The 25,749-nt window shown below is 43.6% G+C and carries 26 protein-coding genes; 15 read left to right on the top strand and 11 right to left on the bottom strand.

All coding sequences use genetic code 11. The features are described from left to right. Positions 1–33: 33 nt before the first annotated feature. The gene (locus MKY54_RS18575) at positions 34–579 is read right to left on the bottom strand and encodes a GNAT family N-acetyltransferase (protein WP_076182551.1); all 546 of its coding nucleotides are present in this window, start codon (positions 577–579) and stop codon (positions 34–36) included. Next, entirely contained in the window at positions 576–1,226 is a 651-nt protein-coding gene (locus tag MKY54_RS18570) for an NUDIX domain-containing protein (protein ID WP_339187514.1), read from the bottom strand. Before MKY54_RS18570 ends, MKY54_RS18575 begins: the two co-directional genes overlap by 4 nt. Before the next feature lie 142 nt (positions 1,227–1,368). Between MKY54_RS18570 and MKY54_RS18565 the strand changes: the two genes are divergently transcribed. Both MKY54_RS18565 and MKY54_RS18560 read left to right on the top strand, forming a co-directional pair. Further along, the gene (locus tag MKY54_RS18565) at positions 1,369–1,893 is read left to right on the top strand and encodes a hypothetical protein (RefSeq protein ID WP_076217831.1); all 525 of its coding nucleotides are present in this window, start codon (positions 1,369–1,371) and stop codon (positions 1,891–1,893) included. Positions 1,894–1,895: 2 nt separating this feature from the next. Continuing rightward, positions 1,896–2,336 (top strand): hypothetical protein, encoded by a 441-nt coding sequence (locus MKY54_RS18560; protein WP_076182543.1) that lies wholly within the window; start codon positions 1,896–1,898, stop codon positions 2,334–2,336. A 309-nt stretch (positions 2,337–2,645) separates the two neighbouring features. Here MKY54_RS18560 and kduD read toward each other — a convergent pair whose 3' ends face one another. Genes kduD through kduI form a run of 3 tightly spaced genes read right to left on the bottom strand, consistent with a single transcriptional unit; the run spans position 2,646 to position 5,068 of the window. Then, positions 2,646–3,401, bottom strand: coding sequence for a 2-dehydro-3-deoxy-D-gluconate 5-dehydrogenase KduD (kduD, locus tag MKY54_RS18555; RefSeq protein ID WP_036688326.1), 756 nt, complete (start codon positions 3,399–3,401; stop codon positions 2,646–2,648). A gap of 43 nt (positions 3,402–3,444) precedes the next feature. Further along, positions 3,445–4,200, bottom strand: a complete 756-nt coding sequence (locus tag MKY54_RS18550) for a DeoR/GlpR family DNA-binding transcription regulator (RefSeq protein ID WP_076129821.1) — start codon at positions 4,198–4,200, stop codon at positions 3,445–3,447. A gap of 34 nt (positions 4,201–4,234) precedes the next feature. Beyond that, positions 4,235–5,068 (bottom strand): 5-dehydro-4-deoxy-D-glucuronate isomerase, encoded by an 834-nt coding sequence (kduI, locus tag MKY54_RS18545; protein WP_036688322.1) that lies wholly within the window; start codon positions 5,066–5,068, stop codon positions 4,235–4,237. A 229-nt stretch (positions 5,069–5,297) separates the two neighbouring features. Here kduI and MKY54_RS18540 point away from each other — a divergent pair, with 229 nt between their 5' ends. Together MKY54_RS18540 and aspA are read left to right on the top strand one after the other, a co-directional pair. Beyond that, the gene (locus tag MKY54_RS18540; RefSeq protein WP_339187509.1) at positions 5,298–6,974 is read left to right on the top strand and encodes a hypothetical protein; all 1,677 of its coding nucleotides are present in this window, start codon (positions 5,298–5,300) and stop codon (positions 6,972–6,974) included. A 393-nt stretch (positions 6,975–7,367) separates the two neighbouring features. Next, positions 7,368–8,798: an aspartate ammonia-lyase gene (gene aspA / locus MKY54_RS18535; protein ID WP_094903409.1), complete on the top strand. Its 1,431-nt coding sequence runs from the start codon at positions 7,368–7,370 to the stop codon at positions 8,796–8,798. A 146-nt stretch (positions 8,799–8,944) separates the two neighbouring features. Here the strand turns inward: aspA and MKY54_RS18530 are convergent, their stop codons facing one another. After that, a complete protein-coding gene (locus MKY54_RS18530) occupies positions 8,945–9,487 on the bottom strand; it encodes a MerR family transcriptional regulator (protein WP_076182537.1) in 543 nt (180 codons plus the stop codon). Positions 9,488–9,510: 23 nt separating this feature from the next. Next, positions 9,511–9,642 (bottom strand): hypothetical protein, encoded by a 132-nt coding sequence (locus MKY54_RS18525; protein WP_256716016.1) that lies wholly within the window; start codon positions 9,640–9,642, stop codon positions 9,511–9,513. A 58-nt stretch (positions 9,643–9,700) separates the two neighbouring features. On the opposite strand from MKY54_RS18525, the gene MKY54_RS18520 reads away from it, so the two are divergent. The 5 genes from MKY54_RS18520 (at position 9,701) to ybaK (ending at position 12,570) form a co-directional block, all read left to right on the top strand. Beyond that, positions 9,701–10,321 carry a bifunctional transcriptional activator/DNA repair enzyme AdaA gene (locus tag MKY54_RS18520; RefSeq protein ID WP_076281633.1) on the top strand — a complete coding sequence of 207 codons (621 nt, stop codon included), beginning with the start codon at positions 9,701–9,703 and terminating at the stop codon, positions 10,319–10,321. Further along, complete coding sequence (locus MKY54_RS18515; protein WP_076129825.1) at positions 10,311–10,844, top strand: methylated-DNA--[protein]-cysteine S-methyltransferase; 534 nt, start codon at positions 10,311–10,313, stop codon at positions 10,842–10,844. The genes MKY54_RS18520 and MKY54_RS18515 overlap by 11 nt, the downstream gene beginning before the upstream one ends. Then, the gene (locus tag MKY54_RS18510; protein WP_076129826.1) at positions 10,841–11,659 is read left to right on the top strand and encodes a radical SAM protein; all 819 of its coding nucleotides are present in this window, start codon (positions 10,841–10,843) and stop codon (positions 11,657–11,659) included. Before MKY54_RS18515 ends, MKY54_RS18510 begins: the two co-directional genes overlap by 4 nt. 85 nt (positions 11,660–11,744) lie before the next feature. Next, complete coding sequence (locus MKY54_RS18505) at positions 11,745–11,996, top strand: YolD-like family protein (RefSeq protein WP_036688306.1); 252 nt, start codon at positions 11,745–11,747, stop codon at positions 11,994–11,996. 100 nt (positions 11,997–12,096) lie between these two features. Next, positions 12,097–12,570 carry a Cys-tRNA(Pro) deacylase gene (gene ybaK / locus MKY54_RS18500; protein ID WP_076129827.1) on the top strand — a complete coding sequence of 158 codons (474 nt, stop codon included), beginning with the start codon at positions 12,097–12,099 and terminating at the stop codon, positions 12,568–12,570. Here the strand turns inward: ybaK and MKY54_RS18495 are convergent. The 3 genes from MKY54_RS18495 to MKY54_RS18485 all read right to left on the bottom strand — a co-directional run bounded on the left by MKY54_RS18495 (position 12,559) and on the right by MKY54_RS18485 (position 15,247). Continuing rightward, positions 12,559–13,311, bottom strand: coding sequence for a YdcF family protein (locus MKY54_RS18495; protein ID WP_339187502.1), 753 nt, complete (start codon positions 13,309–13,311; stop codon positions 12,559–12,561). The genes ybaK and MKY54_RS18495 overlap by 12 nt on opposite strands. A 61-nt stretch (positions 13,312–13,372) precedes the next feature. Continuing rightward, positions 13,373–14,608: an MFS transporter gene (locus MKY54_RS18490; protein ID WP_339187500.1), complete on the bottom strand. Its 1,236-nt coding sequence runs from the start codon at positions 14,606–14,608 to the stop codon at positions 13,373–13,375. Between the two features lie 165 nt (positions 14,609–14,773). Continuing rightward, a complete protein-coding gene (locus MKY54_RS18485; RefSeq protein ID WP_076129830.1) occupies positions 14,774–15,247 on the bottom strand; it encodes a MarR family transcriptional regulator in 474 nt (157 codons plus the stop codon). Between the two features lie 324 nt (positions 15,248–15,571). On the opposite strand from MKY54_RS18485, the gene MKY54_RS18480 reads away from it, so the two are divergent. The 5 genes from MKY54_RS18480 to MKY54_RS18460 all read left to right on the top strand — a co-directional run bounded on the left by MKY54_RS18480 (position 15,572) and on the right by MKY54_RS18460 (position 22,400). Then, positions 15,572–17,173: a response regulator gene (locus MKY54_RS18480; RefSeq protein WP_076217822.1), complete on the top strand. Its 1,602-nt coding sequence runs from the start codon at positions 15,572–15,574 to the stop codon at positions 17,171–17,173. A 32-nt stretch (positions 17,174–17,205) separates the two neighbouring features. Continuing rightward, positions 17,206–18,987, top strand: a complete 1,782-nt coding sequence (locus MKY54_RS18475) for a sensor histidine kinase (RefSeq protein ID WP_076182507.1) — start codon at positions 17,206–17,208, stop codon at positions 18,985–18,987. A gap of 202 nt (positions 18,988–19,189) precedes the next feature. Further along, entirely contained in the window at positions 19,190–20,539 is a 1,350-nt protein-coding gene (locus MKY54_RS18470; protein ID WP_076190970.1) for an extracellular solute-binding protein, read from the top strand. Positions 20,540–20,623: 84 nt separating this feature from the next. Beyond that, positions 20,624–21,562, top strand: coding sequence for a sugar ABC transporter permease (locus tag MKY54_RS18465; RefSeq protein ID WP_076129834.1), 939 nt, complete (start codon positions 20,624–20,626; stop codon positions 21,560–21,562). Between the two features lies 1 nt (position 21,563). Continuing rightward, positions 21,564–22,400, top strand: coding sequence for a carbohydrate ABC transporter permease (locus MKY54_RS18460; RefSeq protein WP_170914270.1), 837 nt, complete (start codon positions 21,564–21,566; stop codon positions 22,398–22,400). A gap of 78 nt (positions 22,401–22,478) precedes the next feature. Here the strand turns inward: MKY54_RS18460 and MKY54_RS18455 are convergent, their stop codons facing one another. Then, a complete protein-coding gene (locus tag MKY54_RS18455) occupies positions 22,479–23,393 on the bottom strand; it encodes a helix-turn-helix domain-containing protein (RefSeq protein ID WP_076129835.1) in 915 nt (304 codons plus the stop codon). A 173-nt stretch (positions 23,394–23,566) separates the two neighbouring features. On the opposite strand from MKY54_RS18455, the gene MKY54_RS18450 reads away from it, so the two are divergent. Beyond that, a complete protein-coding gene (locus MKY54_RS18450) occupies positions 23,567–25,678 on the top strand; it encodes a glycoside hydrolase family 52 protein (RefSeq protein ID WP_339191234.1) in 2,112 nt (703 codons plus the stop codon). The last annotated feature ends 71 nt before the right edge of the window (positions 25,679–25,749 follow it).

Raw genomic sequence — 25,749 nt, 5'->3', positions numbered from 1 at the left:
GAGTTTCAGGTTCTGCCTTTTTTTTGAATAGAATCAGTTCTTAACTCTTCCCATCATAATGGTGTTATACAATTTGCCGTCCGATAGAAGTTTATCTTTCTTTAAAATCCCTTCAATTTCAAAGCCAAGCTTTTGATATAGCTTAATAGCGTTGGTGTTCGTTTCCAGCACATTTAGGGTGATCTTTTGAATACCATTAGTGTCAGCCCAGGCAATCGATTCGGCGAGAAGATTTTTTCCAATACCATATCCCCAATAATCCTGCAGCACACATACTCCAAATTCTACTTTATGAGCAAATCTTTTTAAGGGATAACCTTCGCATCTGGAGAACGCAACGATTTGATTATCAACTACTGCGACTAGAAAAAGGTTATTATTTTTCTCAGAATCGGCTTGAATAAGCTGTTCAAACCCTTTTTCGTCAATAAAGGCTTCGCCTGGTTCCCGATCTAAATTCTCGGTTTCTCCATCGATCCGCACTCTTAATTCAGATAACACTTTAGCGTCTTTAGAGGCAGCAGATCTAATGCTGTATTGGATTCCATTGACTGTAAATGTTTGAGGATTAATGATCATATGTCCTCCGTGACGATGGGTGATGTTAGAATTATTGCTTCGATGCCCTCAATGATCCGAGTGAAATAAGCTGCTTCATGAGGCACAAAATGAGTCCGATCCACACTTTGTTGAATGTTGATTTTTTGTCCGTTTGAATCTACTTTGAAACCATTGATTTGTAGACTATGTATTTCTCCCTGCCAAAAGCTTCGGAAGTCCGCAAACTTTGTGATAACTATTCCTGCAACCTCTTCTTCTTGCAGCTTAAAATCGTCCAGAGGATAAGGATTGTTATAAACAAAAACATGCGCTCGTTCTTTATCGATAAGATTTTCTTTGATCATACTGTAAGGAATTGTAGCTAAGGGAATCAGCTCATCAAAAGCTAGCTCCAAACCGAGTTCTTCTTGAACCTCGCGAATCCCGTCCTCTACCGTTTCGTGTGTCAGCAAATGTCCAGCGGCCGTGATGTCCAGCAATCCTGCATAATCTTGTTTCTGCTCACTACGAAGCTGTAAATAAATATAGGGGATTTCTTGGGTTTTGCTTATAAACCAGCAGTGGAAGGTCTCGTGCCAATGTCCTAACCGATGTACTTCTGCCCGTGGAGCTGTACCGATTCGGTGACCCGCTTCATCAAATATAGTAAGTATCTCATTATGCATAGAAAAGCTCCTTTGTGAAAATATCTACTGCTTAAAGCCTATCATAAAAACGATCGAATTACTTAATGTCCCCAAGTGATTTTTATTGACATCGTTAAGAAATATATGTATATTTTTGGATGTTAATCAAAGGAGGAGTTAAATGAATTTAGTAGCCATGAAGCGGGAAGACTTGGACACTTTAAGTGATGAAAGGTTAGGATGGGCCTGTATGGAGCCTACCTTTCAGCTGATTCGCGGAAAATCGCCATCGACCAAATCAGAAGTGATCTCGAAGCTCACAGAGGGGCAACAAGCCTTATGCATGTTCAGAGTGCTATATGGTCACAGCTGTAATTCCGAAGGGGAATATTATGCTTGGATTTCCTACATGCAAGACCTGCCAGGGTATTGGACAGGGGTGATAGGAGGCATACGATTTTTTGACGATTCACCCATGATTCTTTTGCTTCAGGAAACAAAGACATTTCTCGAGGAAAGAAATCATCGACTGGGTAAAGAGTGGGCGGATGCGGCCATCACGGATTTGGATCGAGACCCTCAGCTGTTAGAAGTAATTAGTGAGTTATTCGAACGATATAAGAACCTGACACCAAATACGCATAGAATTATCGGCAATTATATTCGCACTCATCCAGAGGAGTTTGTAGAAATAGGGTGTTCATAATTATGAATATGAAGAAACGTTATGTATTTCTCGTACTCATTTTTTTATTAATCGAAATCCCTGTAATCATTAATCTCTACCATAGTTATAATTCATTTGAGAATTTAGTGTTGGATCAAATCGATGAAACTGAAATCACCTCAATCGAGATTGAGAAATCTTTAGTGGATGAAAAGGTAGTGATTGAAGATCCGAAGGAAATTGAAAAGATCATTTATGCTTTTTCAGATGTAAAATTGAGAAGAAGTAGTGCTTTGGACAAATCTACGGAGACCTACTGGATAAGTATTATTGTAAATAACAGCTTGAGGTTTGGCATGAATCTTACGGATACTAACTTCCTGTATGTGACGGATCTTGATAAGAAGGATAAATACAATTCGGGAAACTTTAGAATGACTAGTGATTTTGATGTGAATTCCATTGCAAGCTTATTTAAATGATGCAGAACGATCCACAACCACTGATACTGAGATTTTCGGACCCAGATGCCCCTATTTGCGAATTTATCGTCTTTTGAGCAGGTTTTCGGACTCCAACGTCGCTATTGCTCATGAAAGAGCTTATAATTGGTGTTTTTTGCACCAATAGCGGCTATGAGGTCCGATAGCTATCCAAATAGCGGATAAAACGGTGTATAAGGTCAGCTGAGTCCTTTAGCTGCTGCGTGTGCAGATTGTTCAGCTGAGTCCGATAGTGCTTCATATCCACACAAAAAATGGGTGCCCCTATGGGACACCCATTTTTATGGATTATCTAGCCATCCATCCGCCATCCACATTAAGAACGTGACCGTTCAAGTAGTCAGATGCTGCGGAAGCCAAGAATACAGCAGGGCCTTTAACGTCATCAGGCGTTCCCCAACGTGCTGCAGGGATACGGTCTAAGATAGAGTCCGAACGACTTTGGTCGGCACGGATTGGAGCGGTATTTTCAGTAGCCATATAGCCTGGTGCAATTGCATTGATGTTCAGACCGGAGCCTGCCCATTCATTGGCAAAAGCTTTAGTAAGACCCGCAACCCCGTGTTTACTCGCAGTGTAACCAGGGACATTGATTCCGCCTTGATAGGAGAGCATGGAGGCGATGTTAATGATTTTGCCGGATCCTCTTTCCAGGAAGTGGCGGCCTGCGATTTGCGACAGAAGGAAAACTGTGTTCAGGTTCAAATTGATGACATCAAACCAGTCTTTTTCACTATGATCTTTTGCCGGTGCACGGCGGATCATTCCTGCGCAGTTTACGAGAATGTCAACATGTCCGGTCAGCTCTAGCGCTTGGTCAAAAGTGCTTTGCAGCTTGCTGTGATCACTTAAGTCAGATTCGATACTAACTGCTTTTACTCCAAAAGCTTTTGCTGCATTTACAGTTTCTTCACTCGAATTAAGGGAGACAGACGCAACGTCTGCACCGGCTTCTGCAAATGCAAGCGCGATTCCTTGTCCAAGACCTTGAGCTGCGCCTGTTACAATAGCTGTTTTACCTGCCAAGCTGAATAATGATGACATATAAATTACGCCCCTTTATTGTAAATGGATTGTTATTCCGGGTTTACCCGCATTCAATGGTAACGCCTGCACTGCGGAACTGATCTGCCGTTTCGGGGGAGAGCCCTTTGTCCGTCAGAATCACGTCAACTTCTTGTAGGGAAGCAAAGGTACGCAGTGCAGTATGGCCGAATTTATGATGATCTACAACCGCGAATACCTTACGGGCTGTAGATACAAGGGCTTGCTTGAACTCAATTAAATCTCCGGTATAAATGGAGAGCCCATGCTCTATATGAATAGCAGTCGATGAAAGGAATGCTTTTTGAATATTAAGCTTTTGTACATAGGAGACGGCTTCAGGACCAGCCAACATATTACGGACACGATAACCACCGGGAACGACCAGACGGATGTTATCTTTGGGAACCAGTTCGCTGATGATGTATACATCATTGGTGACTACCGTTAGTGGCATATTGTCCAGACGCCGAGCAATTTCAAGCGTAGTGCTACCGCCATCAAGAGCGATAATATCGTCCGGTTCAATATGAGCAAGCGCACGCAAGGCAATCTCCGTCTTCTCGTCAGAGTATTTATCCAGCGGATCCTTGGAGGGCAAAATACCAAACTGGTCGCTTTGTGCCAGCACAGCTCCGCCATGTACACGTACGATCAGCCCTTGTTCCTCCAGCCTGCTTAAATCCTCGCGTATTGTTTTTCCAGTAACCTGAAGCTTATCGCTCAGTTCATTCACCGTTACATCTTTTTGGTTCAGCATAACTTCCATAATCATCTCGTGTCGTCGTATCGGGTTCATCCGCCTGCCTCATCTTTCCGTAGTTGATTTATCTCTATTGTAATTCTTTCATGGATACGGGGTCCATATCATCATATCTTTTATTATCGCCAGCCATACTCCAGATAAAAGTATAGTTATGAGTGCCGACACCACTGTGGATGGACCAGCTTGGAGAAATAACGGCTTGTTCGTTATGCATTACGATATGGCGGGTTTCGTCAGGTTCTCCCATCAGGTGGAACACAACGGAATCGTCCGGAAGATCAAAATAGAAATAGGCTTCCATCCGGCGTGGATGGGTATGTGCTGGCATGGTGTTCCACATGCTGCCTGGTTTCAGTTGGGTCATACCCATAACCAGTTGGGCACTTTGCACACCATTTGTGTGAATGAAGCGGTGGATTGTCCGCTCGTTAGAGTTCTCCAGACCACCCATCGCACCGGATTCAGAATCGGCCAGTGTGGTTTTGGTAGTAGGGTAGGACTGATGGGCAGGAGCAGAATTCAAATAGAATTTAGCAGGCTTGGAAGCGTCTGCACTTTTGAAGACTACATCTTTAGAACCTTGACCTACATAAAGACATTCTTTGAAATCCACTTCATATTCTGTGCCATCTACAACCACGGAGCCTTTACCACCGACATTGATGATGCCCAGTTCTCGGCGTTCCAAGAAATAAGTAACCCCAAGTTCTTTAAGGTCAGTAGTTAGCGCAACCTCTTCTTTTACAGGATTAGCTCCACCAACGATCATACGATCTTCATGGGTTAGGACAAGCTTTAGCTCATCAGGAGCAAAAATAACGGGAATGTGGAATTCCTTACGGAGGCGCTCAGTGTCAAATTGTTTTACTTCATTAGGATGGGATGCGAAACGTCTTTCCATTGAATGTTCAATCTCCTTTGTGTACATATTATCGTTCGTATAGGTACACTTTAGTCCATTTATGTTCATTTTACAAGTACTAATCTTTTTTATTTCGTTTATTTATGTTTATTTATTGGTTTTTCCAATTGCAAAATGAACGGAAAGTGTGCACAATAGAGCTATTATGCTCGATTTTCATGAATGACGGAAGATGATATAAAACTGAAATGATGGAGGTTGAAAAGTAATGCCGGGGTTGAAAAATATCCAGAGTACTTTTAAGGAACGTCAGCAAGAAATTATTTTTAATATAGCACTGGAAGCAGAGCAACGCCCTTTATTGGAAAGTGGACTCTGGTTCCATGATGATGTGCGAAATAACTTTTATTATGCTTCGTATCTTTTTGCAGCGGCTGTTGATGATTCTTTTGAGCTGCCTTTTGATCGTGAGCAAGCGAAACAGAAAGCACAGGATGTACTGCTGGAGATCTTAATGCTTCAGAACCGGCAGCCCGGCACAGAGTTATACGGTCATTGGCCGCTCGGTTTGAATCCGGTTCCGCGAGATGCGTCACCGCATGAGTTACCAGTGGAGCTTATGGGCAACCTGATGGCGTATTTTTGCAAAAGATACGGAGGAGCATTAAATGCTCAACTTCGCATAGTTCTGAATACAGCGTTTGGACATATTTATCGCAGTGATTTCTACCGTAAGCCGGTGGTTACTTTTGGGCATCATGAAGCTAAATATACAGCTGCTAAGCTGATTTTTGGCACCCTGTTTGCGGATGAAATATTGCTTGAGGATGGCCGGCAGAGTCTGAAGGATACGCTGGCTTATATTCGTACTAAAGGGATGCCGGAATACGGCAGTCTTCCGTGGTTTTGGCATTGGGTACAGGCATTCACCTGCGCGTTGGAACTTGTCCCGCCTGAGGATACGGAGCTTACTACAAGCCTTAAAGAAATGCTTGACCATCTATGGAATGTACGAGCTGAATTCTATCTGCGTGGTGCTTGGGTTGGTGCGCATTCTAGAGGCTGGCCGCATGATGTTCCCGGCGATGCTAATGTACTTCATGATTATGTTCAGTTTGGAGACTTCCAGCTGCCTGAGAGGATGCCGCGCACTGAGTATGCCGGTTTATTATTCTATCAAGTATCCGATGAAATATTAGCCGCAGCCATGAATCGCCAGACACCAGTGGAAGTAGGGAAGATTACTCAGAAGGTTGTCCCAACGGATCCACAGCCGCAGCCTTTGCTTCATTCCTATGCTTATATTACAGAGGAGTTTGCAGCAGGCGGGATGTGGGAGCGGGTTGAGGAATTCGATAATGAGCAGCTTCGCTGGGCTTTTTCGTTACCTGTGAGTGGAGAGGGAAGCGCAAATCAGCTGTATTTCTTCCACCCGGGACAAGGCTACAATGAGGGAGATCCCCGCCATCAAAGCCGTTATATGGAGGTTCTCTATCACAAGAATGTCATCATTTCTTTATTCCCAATCCCTCAGGGTGAGAAGAATACGATCATAGGTGTACTTCCCCAAGGGGAATGGAAACAAGAGCCGTATACATTGTACGGGCAAGTTGGTGAGACGTATTTTGTTATTTATTTATCTCACCCTTATCAGCTGCAGGAACGGTCCAGATTCATAGAGGTATCCGTCGCAGGGATGCCGGGCGGTGTGATCGTTGAAGCATTGGGCATTAAGAAAGCTGCCGAATGTGGTATTATTGGTTTAGAGGCTTTTGCCGCAGCTATGGCTCATAAAGAAAGGAATTTCGAAGTGGGAGAGGTATTAGCAGCGAATTATACCAACATGGATGGTGAAAGCTTAGTTTTGAGTATTAGTAGGGAGTCAGAATTACCGCAAGCTCAGCTTAATGGAATTCAGATCTCATTAGATCATTATTCAGTATAAAAAAACACAATTACTGTGATAAATAGTAATCCGAGTCGGCCTTTTTGGCCGGCTTCTTTAATAAGGAGCTACATGAAAGGATGTGATGCCCCATTGCACAGCCCGCAATAGATACCTAAGTATCCGTAAACGTGATTTTGTCCAAAATACTTATAATTGGGGTGAGCGACGATTTATCTGGATAAACTAGACCTAACGATTTGGTAATTCAATCCTCCCTAAGCACATTTCCCTTTAGAATAGCGGTGTCAGGTTACTAAATAGTAATTAATTACATTAAACCCTATTTTTCTGAGAGACATTTGTCACAATAAAGGTTAATATCTAAGTGAGATAGAAATGATTGCGCTTACTTATTTTCTAATAAACCTAATCATAATGAATGCGAGGGATATAACAGTGATTGAAACTGAATTTCGTGTAGAAAATGACTTTCTAGGCAGTAAACAGGTAGATAAGAACGCTTATTATGGGATTCAGACACTACGCGCAGTCGAGAACTTTCCTATTACGGGCTATCGGGTTCACAAAGAGTTAATCAAAGCGATGGGGATTGTAAAAAAAGCCGCTGCGCTTGCAAATATGGAAGTTGGCCGTCTCTATCGAGGGCTTGGAGAAGTTGTAGTGAAAGCAGCAGAAGAAATCATCGAGGGTCAGTGGCATGAGCAATTTATTGTAGATCCTATTCAGGGTGGTGCAGGTACCTCGTTAAATATGAATGCGAATGAGGTTATTGCTAACCGTGCCTTAGAACTGCTTGGCCATGAAAAAGGAGACTATCGTCACTTAAGTCCCAATTCACATGTAAATATGGCGCAGTCTACAAATGATGCGTTTCCGACGGCAATTCATATTGCCACACTTTCACTGCTGGAGCAGCTACTTGTAACGATGCACAGAATGCATGATGTGTTTGCGGTAAAAGCGGATGAATTCGATCCTGTGATAAAAATGGGTCGGACACATCTTCAAGATGCAGTGCCGATTCGTCTGGGTCAAGAATTCGAGGCTTATCGCAGAGTGCTTGAAAGAGATATCAAACGTATTGAGCATACACGCCATCATTTGTATGAAGTCAATATGGGAGCAACAGCAGTGGGTACAGGATTAAATGCTGATCCTCGTTATATTGAATTGGTGGTAGAGCACTTAGCTGAGATCAGTGAATTGCCGCTCGTAACGGCAGATCATCTCGTCGATGCCACCCAAAATACGGATGCCTATACAGAAGTGTCTGCTGCTCTAAAAGTGTGCATGATGAACATGTCCAAGATCGCTAATGATCTGCGGTTGATGGCCTCCGGTCCGCGGACTGGGTTTAATGAGATTTCATTGCCTGCACGCCAGCCTGGATCTTCAATTATGCCGGGCAAAGTTAATCCGGTTATGGCAGAGGTCATTAATCAGGTGGCTTTTCAAGTCATAGGGAACGATCATACGATCTGTCTGGCTTCCCAAGCGGGTCAACTGGAGCTGAATGTTATGGAGCCAGTGCTTGTGTTCAATCTCATTCAGTCCATCAGCATCATGAACAATTCCTTCCAAGTCTTCACAGACTTCTGTCTGGCTGGGATTGAAGCCAATAAGGAAAAGCTTGAGCGGGACGTGGAGCGGAGTGTCGGAATCATTACGGCTGTGAACCCGCATCTGGGGTATGAAGTGGTATCGCGGATCGCTAGAGAGGCGATTTTGACTGGGGAATCTGTACGGGAATTGTGCATTAAATATAATGTGCTGACCGAAGAAGAGCTTAATCTGATTCTGGACCCATACGAAATGACACACCCGGGAATTGCAGGAGCAGCTTTATTGCATAAAGAGTAGAATGTTCCGGAGGATCGAGCTTTTTGTTTGGAAAAAGCAAACCCCCGCCACCGTTTAGGGTGACAGGGGGAGATCCTAAATATGTTTTACTTATATGAATCTACTTCGCGATTGTCTGAAGTAGGTTCTTTTTTTACATTTCAGGCTTAAAAGAAAAATAAAGAACGTAACAGGCCGCGTTTTCTTGGCGGAGCCGTTAGTCTGGTAGTGGCAGTGGACTGGGAATTTTCATAAGAGGTGAGCGGTTTGCCGTTAGACACTTGCAACGGTTCTATGGATGCCGCGATTTGCTTGATCATTATTCGTAGGTCCTCAAGCTCCTCACGCTGCTGGAGCAGTTGGATCAATACTACTTCATCGGCTTTTTGATCGAGTGCACGTTCAACATTGTTGATGCGAGACAAGATATCCTTCATAGGCTCAGCATCTGTGTGCTGTAGTGGATTTTCCTGTTGTGATGTGGAAATTTGCTGCTCATTCGTGAGTGTGAGTTGTATACATTCCAAGGCCTCTCCGTGATTAATACGGTCTTTAATATGATTGAGCAGGTCGATTTGCTGCTCCGAGAAAACATAATGGCCAAATCGGTCTTTTGGAAAAAAATCAGGGAACATGGCAGCCCAACGTTTAATTGTGGTTAGACTAACTGACAGCAGCTCTGCGGCATCTTTTGTTTTTAGAATATCCATTTCGATTCCTCCAGTTCACGTAGTCATGTTATGAGTAATATTCGTTGTCCAGCAGCGGCTCCCTGCACGGTTGACAAAGGTAGTGCGTATTCGCTAAACAAAGTGTAATTACGAGCAATCTCACCCTTTTGGATTTCACTATCTTGCTTTTCCATTCCAAATTGAGTACAGATGAGCCTGCTCAGGGGTATAATTGCATTAGAGGTGAAGGCGATGAACAGGATTGAAGATGAGGAACAAATGACTGAGGAGCAATGGCAGGCTATTTTGCAAAACAATGTTGCTTATAACGACATATTTTTTTATGCGGTGAAGACTACAGGAATTTTTTGTCGACCCTCCTGCAAATCCAAAGCACCCAATCGGGAGAATGCGTGTGTTTTTCAGAATGCTGAACAAGCGCTGGCAGCCGGATTTCGTCCTTGCAAAAGATGTAAACCGACAGGTGAGCGTCTTCCTGATAAGGAATGGGTAGCTGTGATGACGGAGTACATTGATCATAATTATATGGCCCCCCTCACCCTTGAAACGTTAGCTGAGGTATGTCATGGCAGTCCTTATCATTTACATCGAACCTTTAAGAAAGTAACAGGAATCACTCCCGTGGATTATATACAGCAAAAGAGAATCGCTAAGGCATCTGAGTATTTGCTTACTACAGAGCAGGCAGTTGCTGAGATTGCATTACGTGTGGGTCTGCCCAATACATCATATTTTATTACTTTATATAAGAAAAAAACGGGGTATACACCCACACAGTTTCGTCAGCTTAACAAACAGAAAGTAACGTTGGCTTCTGATTTTATTTTGGAGGGACCGAATCATGGAGAATAAAAAAAATGCTATTCTATACTGGACATTATTAACCGATAAGGATTGGAGTTTTTATATTGCAGCCACTGAGAAGGGGTTAAGTTATGTGGGTTCGCAGCAGCAACCCTTTGAGGAATTAAGCGAATGGGTTAGACGTCGTTTTCCGGGGAGTGAACTGGTGCAGAACGATGAGAAGATGGCGCCTTATGTGAGGGAGCTTAGTGAATATTTGCAAGGGAACCGGCAGAGCTTCGGCATTCCTTTTGATTATCAGGGAACTCCATTTCAGCTTGCAGTGTGGAAGGCGTTATGTGAAATTCCATATGGACAAACCTGGTCCTATTCGGATATTGCCACACATATTCAAAGACCAGCTGCGGTGCGCGCGGTAGGGACTGCCATTGGCGCGAATCCGATTCTGATTACGGTGCCCTGCCACCGGGTTATTGGTAAGAATGGGACATTAACAGGATACCGGGGTGGTTTGGATATGAAGACCAAGCTACTTCAGTTGGAGAGAGGAGAGTATACAGCAGATATATGAAAATAGAGTCCAATTACACCTCCCCAAAAACCTTGCTGAATAAAGGAACAGGTTATCTGTCAGGCTACAGTCATTCCTTAAATCCATATACGGGCTGCACTTATGGCTGTTCCTATTGTTATGTACGTCAGATGCCTGTCTCGCTGTTCCGCAAAGAGGAGTGGGGGACGTGGGTAGATGTTAAACAAGAAGCGGCTGCAATTTTACAAAAAGAACTGCACAAAGCGAAGGCGAAAGGTCCCGTCTCTATTTTTATGTCGTCAAGCACAGATCCCTATCAACCGGTAGAGCATAAGGAAGAGGTGACGAGATCTTTACTGGAGGTTATGGTTCAAGATCCGCCCGATTTCCTATTCGTGCAGACGCGTAGTCCGCTGGTTCGCAGAGATATAGATTTATTATTACGTTTAGAGGATAAGGTTCGTGTAAGTATAACTGTAGAAACAGACCGAGAAGATATTCGCCAAAAATTCACATCAAGCGCTCCTCCCATTGCTGCAAGACTGAAGACGTTACAGCTTTTACGTGAAGCTGGCATCCCCATTCAAGCTACTATAGCGCCAGTACTGCCAAGCAGTCCAACTTTTCCAGCAACCTTAAGGGCTTTGGTGGATAGAGTCTGTGTGGATGACTATTTTATGGGCGACGGCAGCGGCGGCAAACGCACACGGAGATTAGGGATTTATTCCCTATATGAAGAGCTGCAACTGGAAGATTGGTATGATCCTGCAGCATATCGCAGAGTGTATGAAGGACTTCAGCAAGTTTTTTCCGAAGAGGAGCTATTCTTGAGCCAGAAGGGGTTCGAGCCTTAATCTGAAACATGGTATAATAAATGAGAGCATTCATACTTAGTATTTAATATACTTAATATCCGTAATAGCTTATTGGAGGATTAGTGTGGCAAAAGCAAAGGTGGCCAAGCGGCCCACAAGAGATGAATTTGTGCTTGAGGAGTTAGGTAATCAGTTAGTTGAAGCTAAGCAAGAAGGTTCTGAGATTTTATTGACCGTATGGGGAAAAGAAGAAGAGGTACGCGGTATGATCGTGGAAATGGATTCGCGAACCGGGAAAGTACACCTCAGTAACCATGAAGAAATCATAAAAGTTCCTTTTATGGATATCATGCAGGTTAATTATCCCAGAGATTAATGGGCACGGCAGCAACAGGAGGTCCTGAAAGCTATCATAGCTTTGGGGCCTCTTTGATCATAAAGGTAAGGAATAGAGGATATAGAAAGGGAGGTCAACAATGCAAGTAACCAAAACCAACGCGATGCGAATGCTGGATGCCAAAAAAATCGGCTATGAAGTGTTCGCCTATGACAATGAAGATGGACTAATCCATGGCACGGCTGTGGCTGAGAAGATTGGAAAGGCGGCAGAGACGGTTTTTAAAACGTTGGTCGCTCATAGCGGTGCAAATCTTTATGTATTTGTTATCCCTGTTGCCGAAGAGCTGGATCTCAAAAAGGCGGCCAAAGCCGCCGGAGAGAAAAAAATTGAGATGCTGCCAGTGAAGGATCTGCAGAAATGGACAGGGTATATCCGCGGTGGTTGTTCACCTGTTGGAATGAAAAAGCTGTACCCCACGTTCATTGAGAGCAGCGCAGAAGGGCTGGAAACAATGGCTGTCAGCGCTGGGAAGATTGGCCAGCAAATGGATGTAGCCCCACAGTTACTCGCTGAGGTTGTACATGCGAAATTTACAGAACTAATCAAATAGCCGAGCAGCAAGCTGGCCTAAATATTCCTTCAATGCTAACCCTGTTGTGGAGATCGCTCCCGGGGATGGACTGAACTTGGCGGGCTGCAGTGCAATATCAGCGCTGGCGATATAATCCGTAGGATAGGCTTGCGCTGTTAGCCTTGCATTCTTAAAGTGCAACATCGCTCGGGACATATGAAAACCTGAAGTAACTAGTATAGGTTTTATAAGTCCGGTTTGTTGCAGGATGGCTGCGGTATTTACAGCGTTTTGCTCCGTGTTGAGGGATTGATTTTCGATCAGGATGTCCTCTTCGGGTATGCCGAGACCCAGTAGTTGTCTTTGCGCGATATCCGCTTCATTACCACTGTCGGAGAATACTTGTCCGCCAGAAAATAAGATTGGCAGACCTGTCTGCCGATGGAGGCGAACAGCAGTAAGCAGGCGATTTGCCGCTGATCCGTATAAATTGCCCTCGCCGTCTATATCCGGTGTGCCAGAGCTGGCGCCCCCGCCGAGTACGACGATGACATCTCCTTGCAAAGTTTCCGGCTGCGGATATTTCCGTTCTAGACTGCCGATCAGCGCATCGCTGACTAAGGGTGTCATGGAGAAATACATTAATAGTGTAACCCCGAGTAGAACTAGTGCTGGCCGGCAGTTTTTTTTCCATAACCAAATGACTAAACCTAGCAGAAGCACGATAAACAGGCCGGGAGGAAGCACAAAGCTGTATACAAATTTGATGATGTAAATCAACAGTATCAACCGCCTTCTAAAAATATAAGTTCAGGTTGTATTGTAACATGAGATTGCAAGATTACATATTTACATGCGTATCCTTATACAAAACGGATATTGCCGCAGCTATCAGGATCATCCCCATAAAAGCGGGTGCAGCATGGCCAAGTGATACATATATTTGACCTCCAATGACAGGCCCGATCATTCTTGCTAAAGCCTGAATAGATTGGCTACCGCCTTGAATCCTCCCTTGTTCACTAGAATCGACAGACTTGGAAAGCATCCCATTGAATGAAGGCCCAAAGATCGAATCCCCAAAACCAAATATAAACATTCCAGCGATAAAAAGCGGATAGTATGAGAACAAAGCAGATAGTGCAATAAGACTGTAGCCTATAATCTCTGAAACCATTCCAAGAATTGCGATCTGTTTATCCCTAAATTTCAGCAAAAGCTTAGGCATGATGAAACCCTGTGAAATGATGTCTTGGAAGCCCATAATTGAAAACATCAGTCCGATTAGTGCAGGCTTCCAGCTGAAAGTATCCATTGTGAATTGTGAAAAAACAGCCTGTAAAGATCCGTTGGGTATCCAAAGTAAGAATGCTGAGACCAGTAGCCTTTTTAAGTTTTTTATGGACAATATGCTTGCAAGCTGTGTAAATGGATTCAGTCTTACCAAGGTAATTTCTTTTAGTCTATTGTTCTTGTCAAGGCTCTCAGGCATAAAAAAGAATCCGTAAACAACATTTAATAAGGTTATTATTGCTCCGAAATACATAGGTACAGAATAACCAAACTTGGCAAGTAAACCGCCTAGCGTTGGACCAATGACGGTGCCGACACCAACAACCGCACTCACCCAGCCAAAGTATTTGGTTCTCTGTTCTGGTGGAATGATGTCAGCAAAATAGGCGAAGATAGTACCTATGCTTCCGCCAGTTATACCTTCTATTATACGTCCAACAAAAAGTACCCATAACGCTCCTCCTATCCCAAAAACTAAGTATCCAATCGCGGAACCCAAAAGGCATACCAAAAGTAATGGACGACGCCCGTATTTGTCACTCAAAGCTCCAAGTGCAGGGGCTGCAAAAAATACGCAGACTGCATAAACAGACGTCAGCAGCGTGACAACTATAGCCTGTTCTCCCGGATTGCTTATATAAGGCTGCACTAAAAATGGGACAACGGGCATGATGATACTGAAGCCTATTCCGCACAGAAACACAGAGATCAAACCGAAGATTAGAGCGTGTTTATCTACGGTTTGCTCTGTGTTCTGTTCATTATGTGATCTGAATTTGAACATTAAATTCTCTCCTCAAAAGTTGAAATTTTGATTCCTTGGAAACAAATTTGGTACATCACCATTTTTATCACGGTTTTGTTTCCGTGTCAACAAAATAACGACCAAAAAAATGCAGCCTTTCTCATAAGAGCCCGGCTGCATGGAGTTTCATTTTCATTATTCGAATTAATTCGGATTAAAATCTATACCCTGTTTCTTTATTTCTGCATCCAAATGCCTACTATACTTTTCTACGAAGCTAAGCATACTGTCAAATTGCTCCTCAGTTACCTGCTCAAATACGGCTTTATCCCGCTCTTGGAACTCTTTGTGCAGGTCCTCATGGATTTTATAAATTACTTTCCCTTGCTCAGTAAGCCTAAAATAGATTTCTTTTTTGTTATCCGATTTTTGGTAGCTTTCGATGAGGCCCTTTTGGATGAGCTTCTTAGTTAATTTACTTATGGCACCGCGAGTCATATAAAAGGACTCTGCAAGTTTTGTGACGTTGGAATCTGCATTTTTTTCAATGTATTCGATGCAATGTACTTCAGAAGGTTTATAACCCTTAAGACTGTCTTCCATCTTATCCTTATTAAGCCAAACCATCTTGTTATATACATCCCTGAAACCCATCATGACCTGATCTTCTTTGTTCATGGCCTGTCCTCCCAGCGCTCTTACATTAACAAATTATATTGATTTTTTGTTTCTATTTCAACAATATTAAAGTTGAGGATAGTTTGTTTCATTGAACTTTAGATAAAAATAACAGGTGAGTAGTAACGGGGGAAGTCCAAACATTCCCCGCAGTTACGCCTGCCACCTTTTTAAGCGTAGATATAATATTCTTAAGAAACTGCGGTTTCTTCTTAAGAAAGTTCATCCGCTTGAAGCTGCACCAAAGATTGTTTGTCTGTTATCATAAGATTAAGATGATTGGACAGCTGTGGGATGATTTCTCTAAGGTAGGAGGACTGCATAATGAAGAGTATTCGGGTACTGCTCGCAGATGATGAACCGGTGATTTTGCGAGGCCTAAAAAAACTGATTTCATGGGAGAAGCTTGGACTCACCATTGTTGGAGAGGCCAGTGATGGAATTGAGCTGAAACAACAGATCGAGGATTGTGATCCTGATCTGATTATTAGTGATATAAGCATGCCAGGATATACAGGGATTGATATCATCCGCGAAATTCATGAAGCTGGCAGAGCGGTGAAGGTTATTTTTATAAGCGCTTATCAGGAGTTTACGTATGCCCGTCAAGCACTGCAATATGGTGCGCTGGATTATTTGGTGAAGCCCGTGAACAAAAATCAGCTGGAACAGGTTGTGAGCAAAGCCGTTTCCCTTATTCGTCAAGAAACAGAAGGCGAGCGCAACAAAGAGAAGCTGAACCATTATGAACAGAGAAACCGCAGATTAACGATCGAAGAATTGCTCGACAAGCTGACGGACGGCAATAAGGGAACAGCAGACACCTTGCTTGATATGGGAATTATAGCGTTAAGTCGCTACGTCAGTATTTGTTTGGTAGAGACGGACGAGTCGTCGGGGCAGCCTTCCAGATGGGAAGAACGCGAACGTAAGCTAATTGATTTTGCACTGTCTAACATTATTAAAGAAACCGTGGAGCAAAGCGATAATAGCTATATGTTCCGTAAAGGGGAACGTTTTTGTATCCTGCTCCAGCATGAATATGCTGAGGAACCAGAGAGAATTGCCTTAGACCTCCATGACAAAATTACAAGTTTTCTGAAATTAAAGGTGACCCTTGGGGTAGGCAATCCTGTTGACGGTATGGATGATGCTGATGAATCTTATCGCCAAGCTTTGAAAGCGCTAAATTATAAATATTTTACAGGGCCTAATCGTGTGATTCCTGTTAAAGAGAGCAGGTATGAGAGTGAATCATTGATTCAAGCTCCGCTGCATGAAATCCAGTCCGCCCTTGGGATTGCCATGAAATCACAACACAAAGAACAAATTGAGCAAGAGTGCCTGCGATTATTTCAGACGATCCGGCAGACGGCAGGCGGGAATAGAAACCAAGCCGTTTCTACCGTATACAATACATTCTTGCAGCTTGAACAGGAGCTTATTCAATTCGGTGTGGAGGCAGGTCCATCACTTCAGGATACAAATCCGATTCTTGAACGATTGGCTAATTATTCTACCTTCCAAGAGGTGGAGGAAGATTTCCGTGTGCTTTTGAACAAAATGTCCGGGCAAATTGGCAGTCGCATGGGCAGTAAGGAACTGAAGCAGCTTTCCCAGGTGAAGACTTATATTGAGGAGCATTATCCAGAAAATATTACACTGGAATCTATGGCAGGGATGATGTTTATGAATTCCTATTATTTCAGCAGCTTTTTCAAAAAACATACCGGACAGAACTTTAAGAATTATGTCACTGAGGTGAGGATGAATCATGCCCTTCGTTTATTGCTGCAAAGCGATATGATGGTTTATGAGATTGCCGATAGTGTAGGCTACAACAATGCCCGGCATTTTAGCGATATGTTTAAGAAGAAATATGGCAAGCTGCCACAAGAATATAAGCAATCCTTCAAAAGCCAATAGTCAGATGGATAGCAAAGGGGATGCCTTCATTCATGTTTATCTGGGGCCGAAGATCCAAAAGTATATTTGTTAAATTCTCCGCTTCCTTTTTATTAGTCGGCCTAATTCCGCTTTTTGCACTTAGCTACATTTCTGTGCAGACGTTTTCCGGATATGTCGAGCGTTACACAACAAGCAATTTGCAGCAAATGGTGCTATATATGAGCTATAACCTGAATTCAGCCTTTAATCAGTACAATGAGGTCTCTAAGCTGATGTATACGGGACGATATGAAGGTTTTATCGAGAGTTATTCGCAGAATCAAACCTATAATGTAAATGAGCTGGAGCAGATCAATACGATTCCTATTGAAACCTTTCTAAAAACAGTTCTCTACAGTGATTCCTACATCACCAGTGTTTATTTTCATAGGGAGTCAGACGATAAGCTCTACTATCAGGAAAAAGAAAACAGAGGGGTCAATTTTGATTTGCTGCCTTATCAAGAGTGGTTAACTAAAATGGCTCCAAATCCTTCACAAGTGGCAATTTTCCCTACCCATTCCGAAGAATATTATACAGGTTCAAAGCGCAGTGTGTTCACCATCGGCCGTACTTTAATTGATATTTCCGGGCGTGTCACCAAAGATCCCAAGATAGTAGGGACCTTGTTTATGGATGTGGATGTTTCGTTATTTAATCAGTTCTTCAGAGAATTAAATCTGGGGGGACAGGATGAATTATTCCTGCTGGATGGCGACGGAAATGTATATTTCACGAATGAGACAAGGTCGGCGAATGGAGAGGCTTTTCGGGCTAAAAAGGACGAGGAGATGATCGTTCTCAGTGAAGAGATTCCTTTTCTTAAAGGCACGGTGACTGCCAGAATTCATCGAGCAAATTTATTCGATCAGCTTTTTTCAGCTCGTACGACGGTGTTTATAGCGATGTTTATTTGTGCGATTGCAATGATCATCATGGGCGTCTGGTTCTCTAGGCGGCTGGCTGCTCCGATTCGGAACTTAATTAAGCAAATGGCTATCGTAGAATCCGGTAATTTGGATACCCAGATGGTCGTGAATAGCAATGATGAAATGGGTAGACTTAGCCATGGTTTTAACCGAATGGTCGAGCGTTTACAAGCCTATATCGATGAAGCTTACGTTGCCCAGATCAAGCAGAAGCAGACGGAGTTAAATGCTCTGAAGAGTCAGATTCGTCCGCATTATTTATACAACACCCTGGAAGTCATTCGAATGAATGCGGTGGATAAAGATAATGATGAGGTCGCAGATATGATTTTATCGCTCTCTAACCAGTTGAAATATGTAATCGACTATGGAGAGGACAGGGTAAGCATACGACAGGAGCTGGAGCATCTACGGGATTATTTCTATATTATCTCTGTGCGGTATGAGAATAAATTTGAGCTTGTAGTCGATCTCTCACCCGAAGTGGATCTGAACTGGTACATTCTGAAATTGTCACTTCAGCCGATAGTTGAAAATGCTATCCAGCATGGCTTACGCAGTCAAGGCAGAGGGACAGTTGGATTGACGATCGAAAAGAAAGATGAAATGCTGTTGGTTACGATCTATGATGATGGAATCGGTATGAGCAAGGAAAAGGTACAGCAGTTGGCTGAAACCTTGGAAGAGCCTAGTTCGCCTAGCAAAAATGTTGGACTAAAAAATGTACATGAACGAATTCGTACAGTGTACGGTGCAGAATACGGGGTATCTATCAGCAGCCGGGAGCATATTGGGACATCAATTCTATTGTTGCTTCCGATTGTAGAGGATCCGTATAAAATCTCGGATTCGGAGAATGCGTAAAGGATAGACGATGAACGGAAGACTGCGGTCTTTCGTTCTTTTTTTACTTATTCTTAAATTCACCGCATATCCCGCTTAAAAAAGTTCATTCTAACTATTTATAAGGAATGCTATTCTATTAGCAACGGAAACGCTTTCGAGAGATGATGCGCACATCTTGCTTCAGTTTCCACGGTTCACTAAAAGGGGAGGCTATTATGATATGTACAAAAAAACAATGATGAAACTATCCGTATTGTTACTTGCCACAACAACAGTTTTGACTGCTTGCGGTGGAAATAATAATAATGCAGGAAGTAAGGCAACTAATACGCCAGCATCCGAGACGCCTTCAAATACACCGCAAGAGACCAAAAAAGAGGTTAGCTTTACGATAGGTTACGCCTCCGGAGATCCGGCCACCAAAAAAGCTATCTCAGATACGGTCAAAAAGTTTACTGCAGCTAATCCGAATGTCACTATTAAAGATTTGAGCGAAACTTCATCCGCTGCCTATCTTGACTGGCTGAAAACCAAGGATGCTGTGGGTGAATTCCCGGACCTGGTGGAAATGCGGGATACAGAAGTTTTTGCCGATGCGGGTAAGATTGTAGAGCTGCCTTCCGATCTGCTAGATTTGTTCGAAGCCCCTCCACAAGTGGATGGTAAGGTGTGGAACGCACCGCTGCAAGTGAACGCTCCCCAAGGGATTATCTACAGCAAAAAAGCATATGCGGATGCAGGGATCACCGAGCTTCCAAAAACCTATGACGAATTCATCGCCATCCAAGAAAAATTGAAAACATCAGGCATTACTCCGATTGTAGTAGGCGGAAAAGATATTTTCCATATGGGCTTTTGGGTTAACAAATTCCTGATTGATGAGGTCTACTCGAAAGATGCAGATTGGAACTCCAAACGTACCGCTAAAACGGTCAGCTTCACGGATGCTAATGTAGTTCAAGGCATAACGGACTTCAAAGAATTGTTCAAGAATTATGTAGATAAAGGTTGGCTCAGCACGGGCGACAATCAGACCGCTTCGATTCTTGTTTCTGGCAAAGCAGCACAATTGTACTCCGGTACGTGGATGTTTACACAAATCGCTGAAGCAGACCCGAACTTTGAATTTGGCTTCTATGCTCTTCCTGACCGTGAAGGGAAAATCAATGTCATAGGTCTTCCGTCACCTGCAGGCTGGTCTTTATCGGCTGAAGCCGCTAAGGATGCAGACAAAACAGAAGCCATCAAAGACTTTATCCGTTTCTTCTTCGCCCCAGAACAGTATTCGAACTATTTAGCAACGATAAATGCGATTCCTTCAACAAAAGAGAAAGTAACCTATGACACAAGTGAACAAATGCAGGTGGCTTTGGATCTTATTGCTGACCCGAATGTAGTGAAATCGTTGGCGATCAATAACTGGTGGGGAGACAATCTAATCCCTCCACAATTCCGTAACTGGTACTACAAGCTGTTGCAGGATCTCGTGGTAAAAGATGGAGATGTAGCGAAGTACATGAAAGATGCGGATACAGAGTATGACAACCAAGTGAAAGCTAATCAGATGTAAGAGCAGCGCCTGATCGAGCAACCTCTGCTGCTGCAGAGGTTCTCTTTTTAACAAGCGCGGTCTTTTAAGGGAGGGAGAGTAGCCATGGCTACATCCGCAGTAAATGCTGACAAGTCATTGATAGGCACTGTGCAGCACAAAAAGAAAAAGAAAAAATGGCAGTCCTACGCTCTGCTGTTCATATTACCATCATTTATTTTGTACACCTTGTTCGTTATCGTCCCTACGGTAGGCAGTGTCTATTTAAGCTTCACCTCATGGGATGGCATTAGCGACAACGTAAGGTATATCGGCTTCGCTAACTTTGTGGAAATTTGGAATAGTCCAAGGGTGCATAACGCACTGAAAAATACGATGATCATGACCATTTCACTTGTTGTTCTAGAGAATATTGCAGCAATTGCAATGGCAATGATGGTCGATAAGGTACGCTGGTTCCGGAATTTATTCAGAAGTGTATTTTATTTCCCTACGTTGCTTAGTGGGATCGTAATGGGTTTTGTCTGGGCGATGATCTTGAATTACAACTTTGGTGTATTTAATCAGATTCTGGAGTCTGTTGGGCTTGGAACCTGGATTGTGGATTGGTTAGGCAATCCTAAGTATGCGATGCTGTCGATTATTTTGTCTACCGTTTGGAAAGGCGCGGGGTATTATATGATCATTTATCTCGCTGGATTGCAAGGTATTCCGCAGGAATTGAATGAGGCGGCCAGTATTGATGGAGCAGGGGGCTGGCAACAGTTCCGGCATATTACCTTTCCGCTGCTTGCGGGGTCAATGACTGTATGTATGGTATTATCGATGATCAGCGCCTTGAAGATTTTTGATCAGATTGCCGTCATGACTGATGGTGGTCCGGGCTTTGAGACGGAGACATTAACTTATATTATTTATAAGGTTGGGTTTGGTGAATTAAGACAAGGTTTTGGTACTGCGCTGGCGATGGTCTTGTTCTTAATCATACTTATCATTACAGTCTTCCAAGTGAAGGTTCTCCAGAAGCGGGAGGTGCAGCTCTAAGATGACGATGCAGACACGCAAAAGAGTTGGGCAAATCGCACTTTTCATTGTTACATTATTAGTGGCTATTATCTTTTTCTTTCCTATTTTCTTTAATTTGATGTCAGCCTTCAAGAGTAATGCAGAGATTATGAAGGATGCCATTGCTTTTCCGAAAACTCTTTATCTGGACAGCTTTAAATATCTGTTAACCGAAACAGAGTTTCCACGGGCTATTCTGAATAGTCTGATTTTGACAGCAGTTTCTATTGCGGCACAGGTCTTAATTATTCCGATGGCGGGCTACGCAATTGAACGCAGAAATGCCAGATGGACTCGGTTCATGTTCGTTTACTTTTTAGCAGGAATGATGATCCCTTTTCAGGCGTATATGATTCCTCTGTTTAAAGAGCTTAGAATGCTGGGGTTATACGGCAGCCTTGCCGGTCCAATTCTAATTTATGTAGCCGGTGCGGTGGGTTTTGGATGCCTGCTGTATACAAGCTTCGTCAAAGGCATTCCTAGAGAAATTGAAGAAGCGGCGGAGATCGACGGATGTTCTCGTTATGCGATATTTTGGAAAATTGTTTTCCCGCTGCTAGGACCCGTCACAGCCAGTATGGTGGTCTTAAACGGACTTGGAATCTGGAATGATTTCCTGATGCCGATGCTGGTATTGCCTTCAGGACAGGCTAAAACTATGGTCGTGGAAATTTACCGTTATATCGGAGAATTCTCCTCACGTTGGGATATGATTTTTGCAGGAACAGCAATGTCGGTTGTGCCTGTGCTGATTGTGTTTATCGCCTTGCAGAAGTATTTTGTTAAGGGGATTGCGTCTGGTGCAACGAAGGGTTAATTCATAAAAAGGGATATATCCTGTAACCACTTAGTGGGCTGCGGGGTACATCCCTTTTTTTTGTATGCGAAACAATTACTAAAGCGTATTTGGATTCGCGGTTAAACGGCGGTAGCCCATTGGCGGGAGACCTGTCCAGCGTTTGAATTGCTTGCTGAAATGGGACACATCCCGGTATCCTAGCCGGTGGGCAACCGATTCGACAGATAGACTATTATCCATTAGCAGCAGTTTGGCGTGACGAATGATCAAGCGGGATAAATATTGTCTTGGCGACATGCCATAAATTTGGTGGAAAACACGATTGCAGTGAGTTGTACTGTATCCGAGTTTTGCCGCAATGTGCTCAATACCGCCGCCTCTTTCGCCTGTGCTTGCAGCGGAGGAGACAGATCCTTGCAGCAATCCTTCGATGGCGTTAGCTAAGGCGACGGTATTTTCCGTAGCTTCTGTATCTGCCAGGAGGGGCATCTCCGAAAGTACCCAGCCGCTGAGCGCGGTTAGAAGTTGCAGCGAAGCATGCAATGTAATCAGGCGATTTCTGTGTGTGTCCTTTGACTCTGACAGGATGGAAGAATTTATGATGACATCTAGAGCGGAACGAATGGCTCGCAGCTCCGGGGTATTCCCACTTAGACTAACAGCGTCTGCTGTTAGCAAAGCTCGCCGTAAAATCAGATCATCAATATCAAAATGTAGGCAGTAATAAGTCATGTCACGACTAGCATTCGAACCGAGGCTGCTATGTTCTACACCGGGACGAATGAACAAAATATCACCGCTTTGCTGGATAAAAGATTTATTGCCGACCGTCATATGTTGCTCACCCTGCAGTACAACGTTAATCTCAAACATAGGATGAGTGTGTACGGGATATTGCCAATCCGGATTTACTTTTCTCCAATGCGCGGCGAAGATATGGAAAGCCGCTTGGATGTCTGGAGACATCTGGCCATCAATAGAATTATGAAAAGCGGGATCATTCGAGATCATTTCAATCCTCTTTTACTGTAAAGTTTGGCTTCATTATAACATAGGTTTTTATCGATGTTTGATTTGCCCAAATAAAAGAAGGCTTTAACCCTGTTGTACTTCCGGAAAGATCGATAACATGGAGATATAGCCCGGAGGTATCCGGGACCATGCTGGAAGGAGTGTTATTATTTATGGCGCATAATCAATTTTTTAATGCCCATCATTCACCGATTGGTGCATTTGCGAGTTTCACTTTAGGATTCAAAGGAGCTAGTGGAGGTTTCGATCTGGAGATTGGAAAACCACCTAGACAAAATATATTCATAGGATTAGAACGTGCTGACGGGAAGGGATATGATACACTGCCATTTCATGAAATCGGGGGTGAGGACGAAAGCAAACGTTATGATATTGAGAATCCGGATCCTAATCCTGATAAGGAGAATATTCTGTTCCCTTTTCAAGAGCGTGAGATTTCCAGAGATTTTCATGTAGCCACAGACAGCTGGAGTGCGGGTGATTTGACCTTCCGGATTCTGTCCCCCGTTCGTTCTGTACCGGATCCAGAAACTGCCTCTATAGAAGAAATGAAGGATGTGCTGCTGCCTGCTGTGCTGGTTGAACTCGAAGTGGACAACTCCTCATCCGCAACCTCGCGCCGTGCATTCTTTGGTTTTCAGGGAACAGATGTGTATAGCGGAATGAGAAGACTGGATGATGTATCATCGGAGATTACAGGCGTTGGCCAAGGAAGATTTATTGCGATTGCTGCGGAAAAAGGAACTGCAAAATCCGCACTGCATTTCACGATGGAGGATATTCTAACGGAGGAGCTGCAGGAGAATTGGACCTTTGGACTGGGACGAGTCGGCGCTTTGATCATGGATGTTCCAGCCGGAGTAAAAGAAACTTACCGTTTTGCTATTTGTTTTCACCGTTCAGGTTATGTCACCTCAGGAATTGATGCTTCTTATTACTACAATCATTATTTCAACAATATAGAGGCAGTGGCTGAATATGCATTAGCTAGATTTGATATCCTTAAGCAAGAAGCGGAGCAAGCTAACGATAGATTTACTCATGATGACCTATCCGCAGATCAAACCTTTATGTTAGCGCATGCGATTCGTAGTTATTATGGCTCCACGCAATTGCTGGACTACAAGAATAAGCCATTTTGGATCGTCAACGAAGGCGAATACCGGATGATGAATACCTTTGATCTTACCGTCGATCAGTTATTTTATGAGCTGCGTTTGAATCCTTGGACTGTACGTAATGAACTAGATATGTTCGTGGAAAGATTCAGCTACGAAGATACGGTGCGTTTCCCGGGTGATGATACAGAGTATCCAGGTGGAATTAGCTTCACACATGATATGGGTGTAGCCAACGTAGTTTCACGTCCGGGATATTCTGCTTATGAGGTCTATGGCATTGATGGTTGTTTCTCACATATGACACATGAACAATTGGTTAACTGGGTGCTGAGTGCAGCAACTTATGTAGAGCATACAGGCGACCGCGGCTGGATGGAACGTAATCTGAGTATTATGGAGAAATGCCTGGATAGCATGGTAAATCGCGATCATCCAGATCCTGAACAAAGAAATGGTGTCATGGGGCTTGATAGCTCACGTACGATGGGCGGAGCCGAAATTACTACGTATGACAGTCTGGATGTGTCTTTAGGTCAGGCTCGTAACAATATTTATCTGGCAGGAAAATGCTGGGCTGCTTACTTGGCTATGGAGAAAATATTTGCAGAGCATGGGCGTGCGGAACAGTCCAAAACAGCAGGGGATCAGGCTGAAAAATGCGCCGCAACAATGGTGGCAAGTGTTACAGCAGACGGATATATTCCGGCTGTCATTGGAGAAGGAAATGACTCCAAGATCATTCCAGCTATCGAAGGCCTTGTGTTCCCTTACTTTACAGGCTGCAAAGAAGCTCTTGATCGTAATGGACGGTTCGCCGCCTATATTGGCGCACTCGACAAGCATCTGCATGCGGTGTTACAGCCGGGAGTATGCTTATTCGAAGACGGAGGCTGGAAAATCTCTTCAACCAGCAATAATAGCTGGCTCAGTAAAATCTATCTCTCCCAATTCATCGCCCGCAGCATTCTGGGACTGGAATGGGAGGAACGGGGAGCGGCAGCGGATCGTGCTCACGTAGCTTGGCTCACCCATCCGGAGCTTTCCATCTGGAGCTGGAGCGATCAGATTATTTCCGGTGAGATCACGGGCAGTAAATATTATCCGCGTGGCGTTACAGCGATTTTGTGGTTGGATGAGAAATAAGAGTAGATAGTTTCAATAAGTAGAAACGGAATATGCAAAAATACTAAGAGGGGGCTACCCCTCTTTTTTGC

The organism is Paenibacillus sp. FSL P2-0121 (genome assembly GCF_037975345.1).
Classification (GTDB): domain Bacteria; phylum Bacillota; class Bacilli; order Paenibacillales; family Paenibacillaceae; genus Paenibacillus_AQ; species Paenibacillus_AQ odorifer.
Note: the sequence above shows the minus strand (reverse complement) of the source record. Positions and strands in the feature narration are given on the sequence as shown.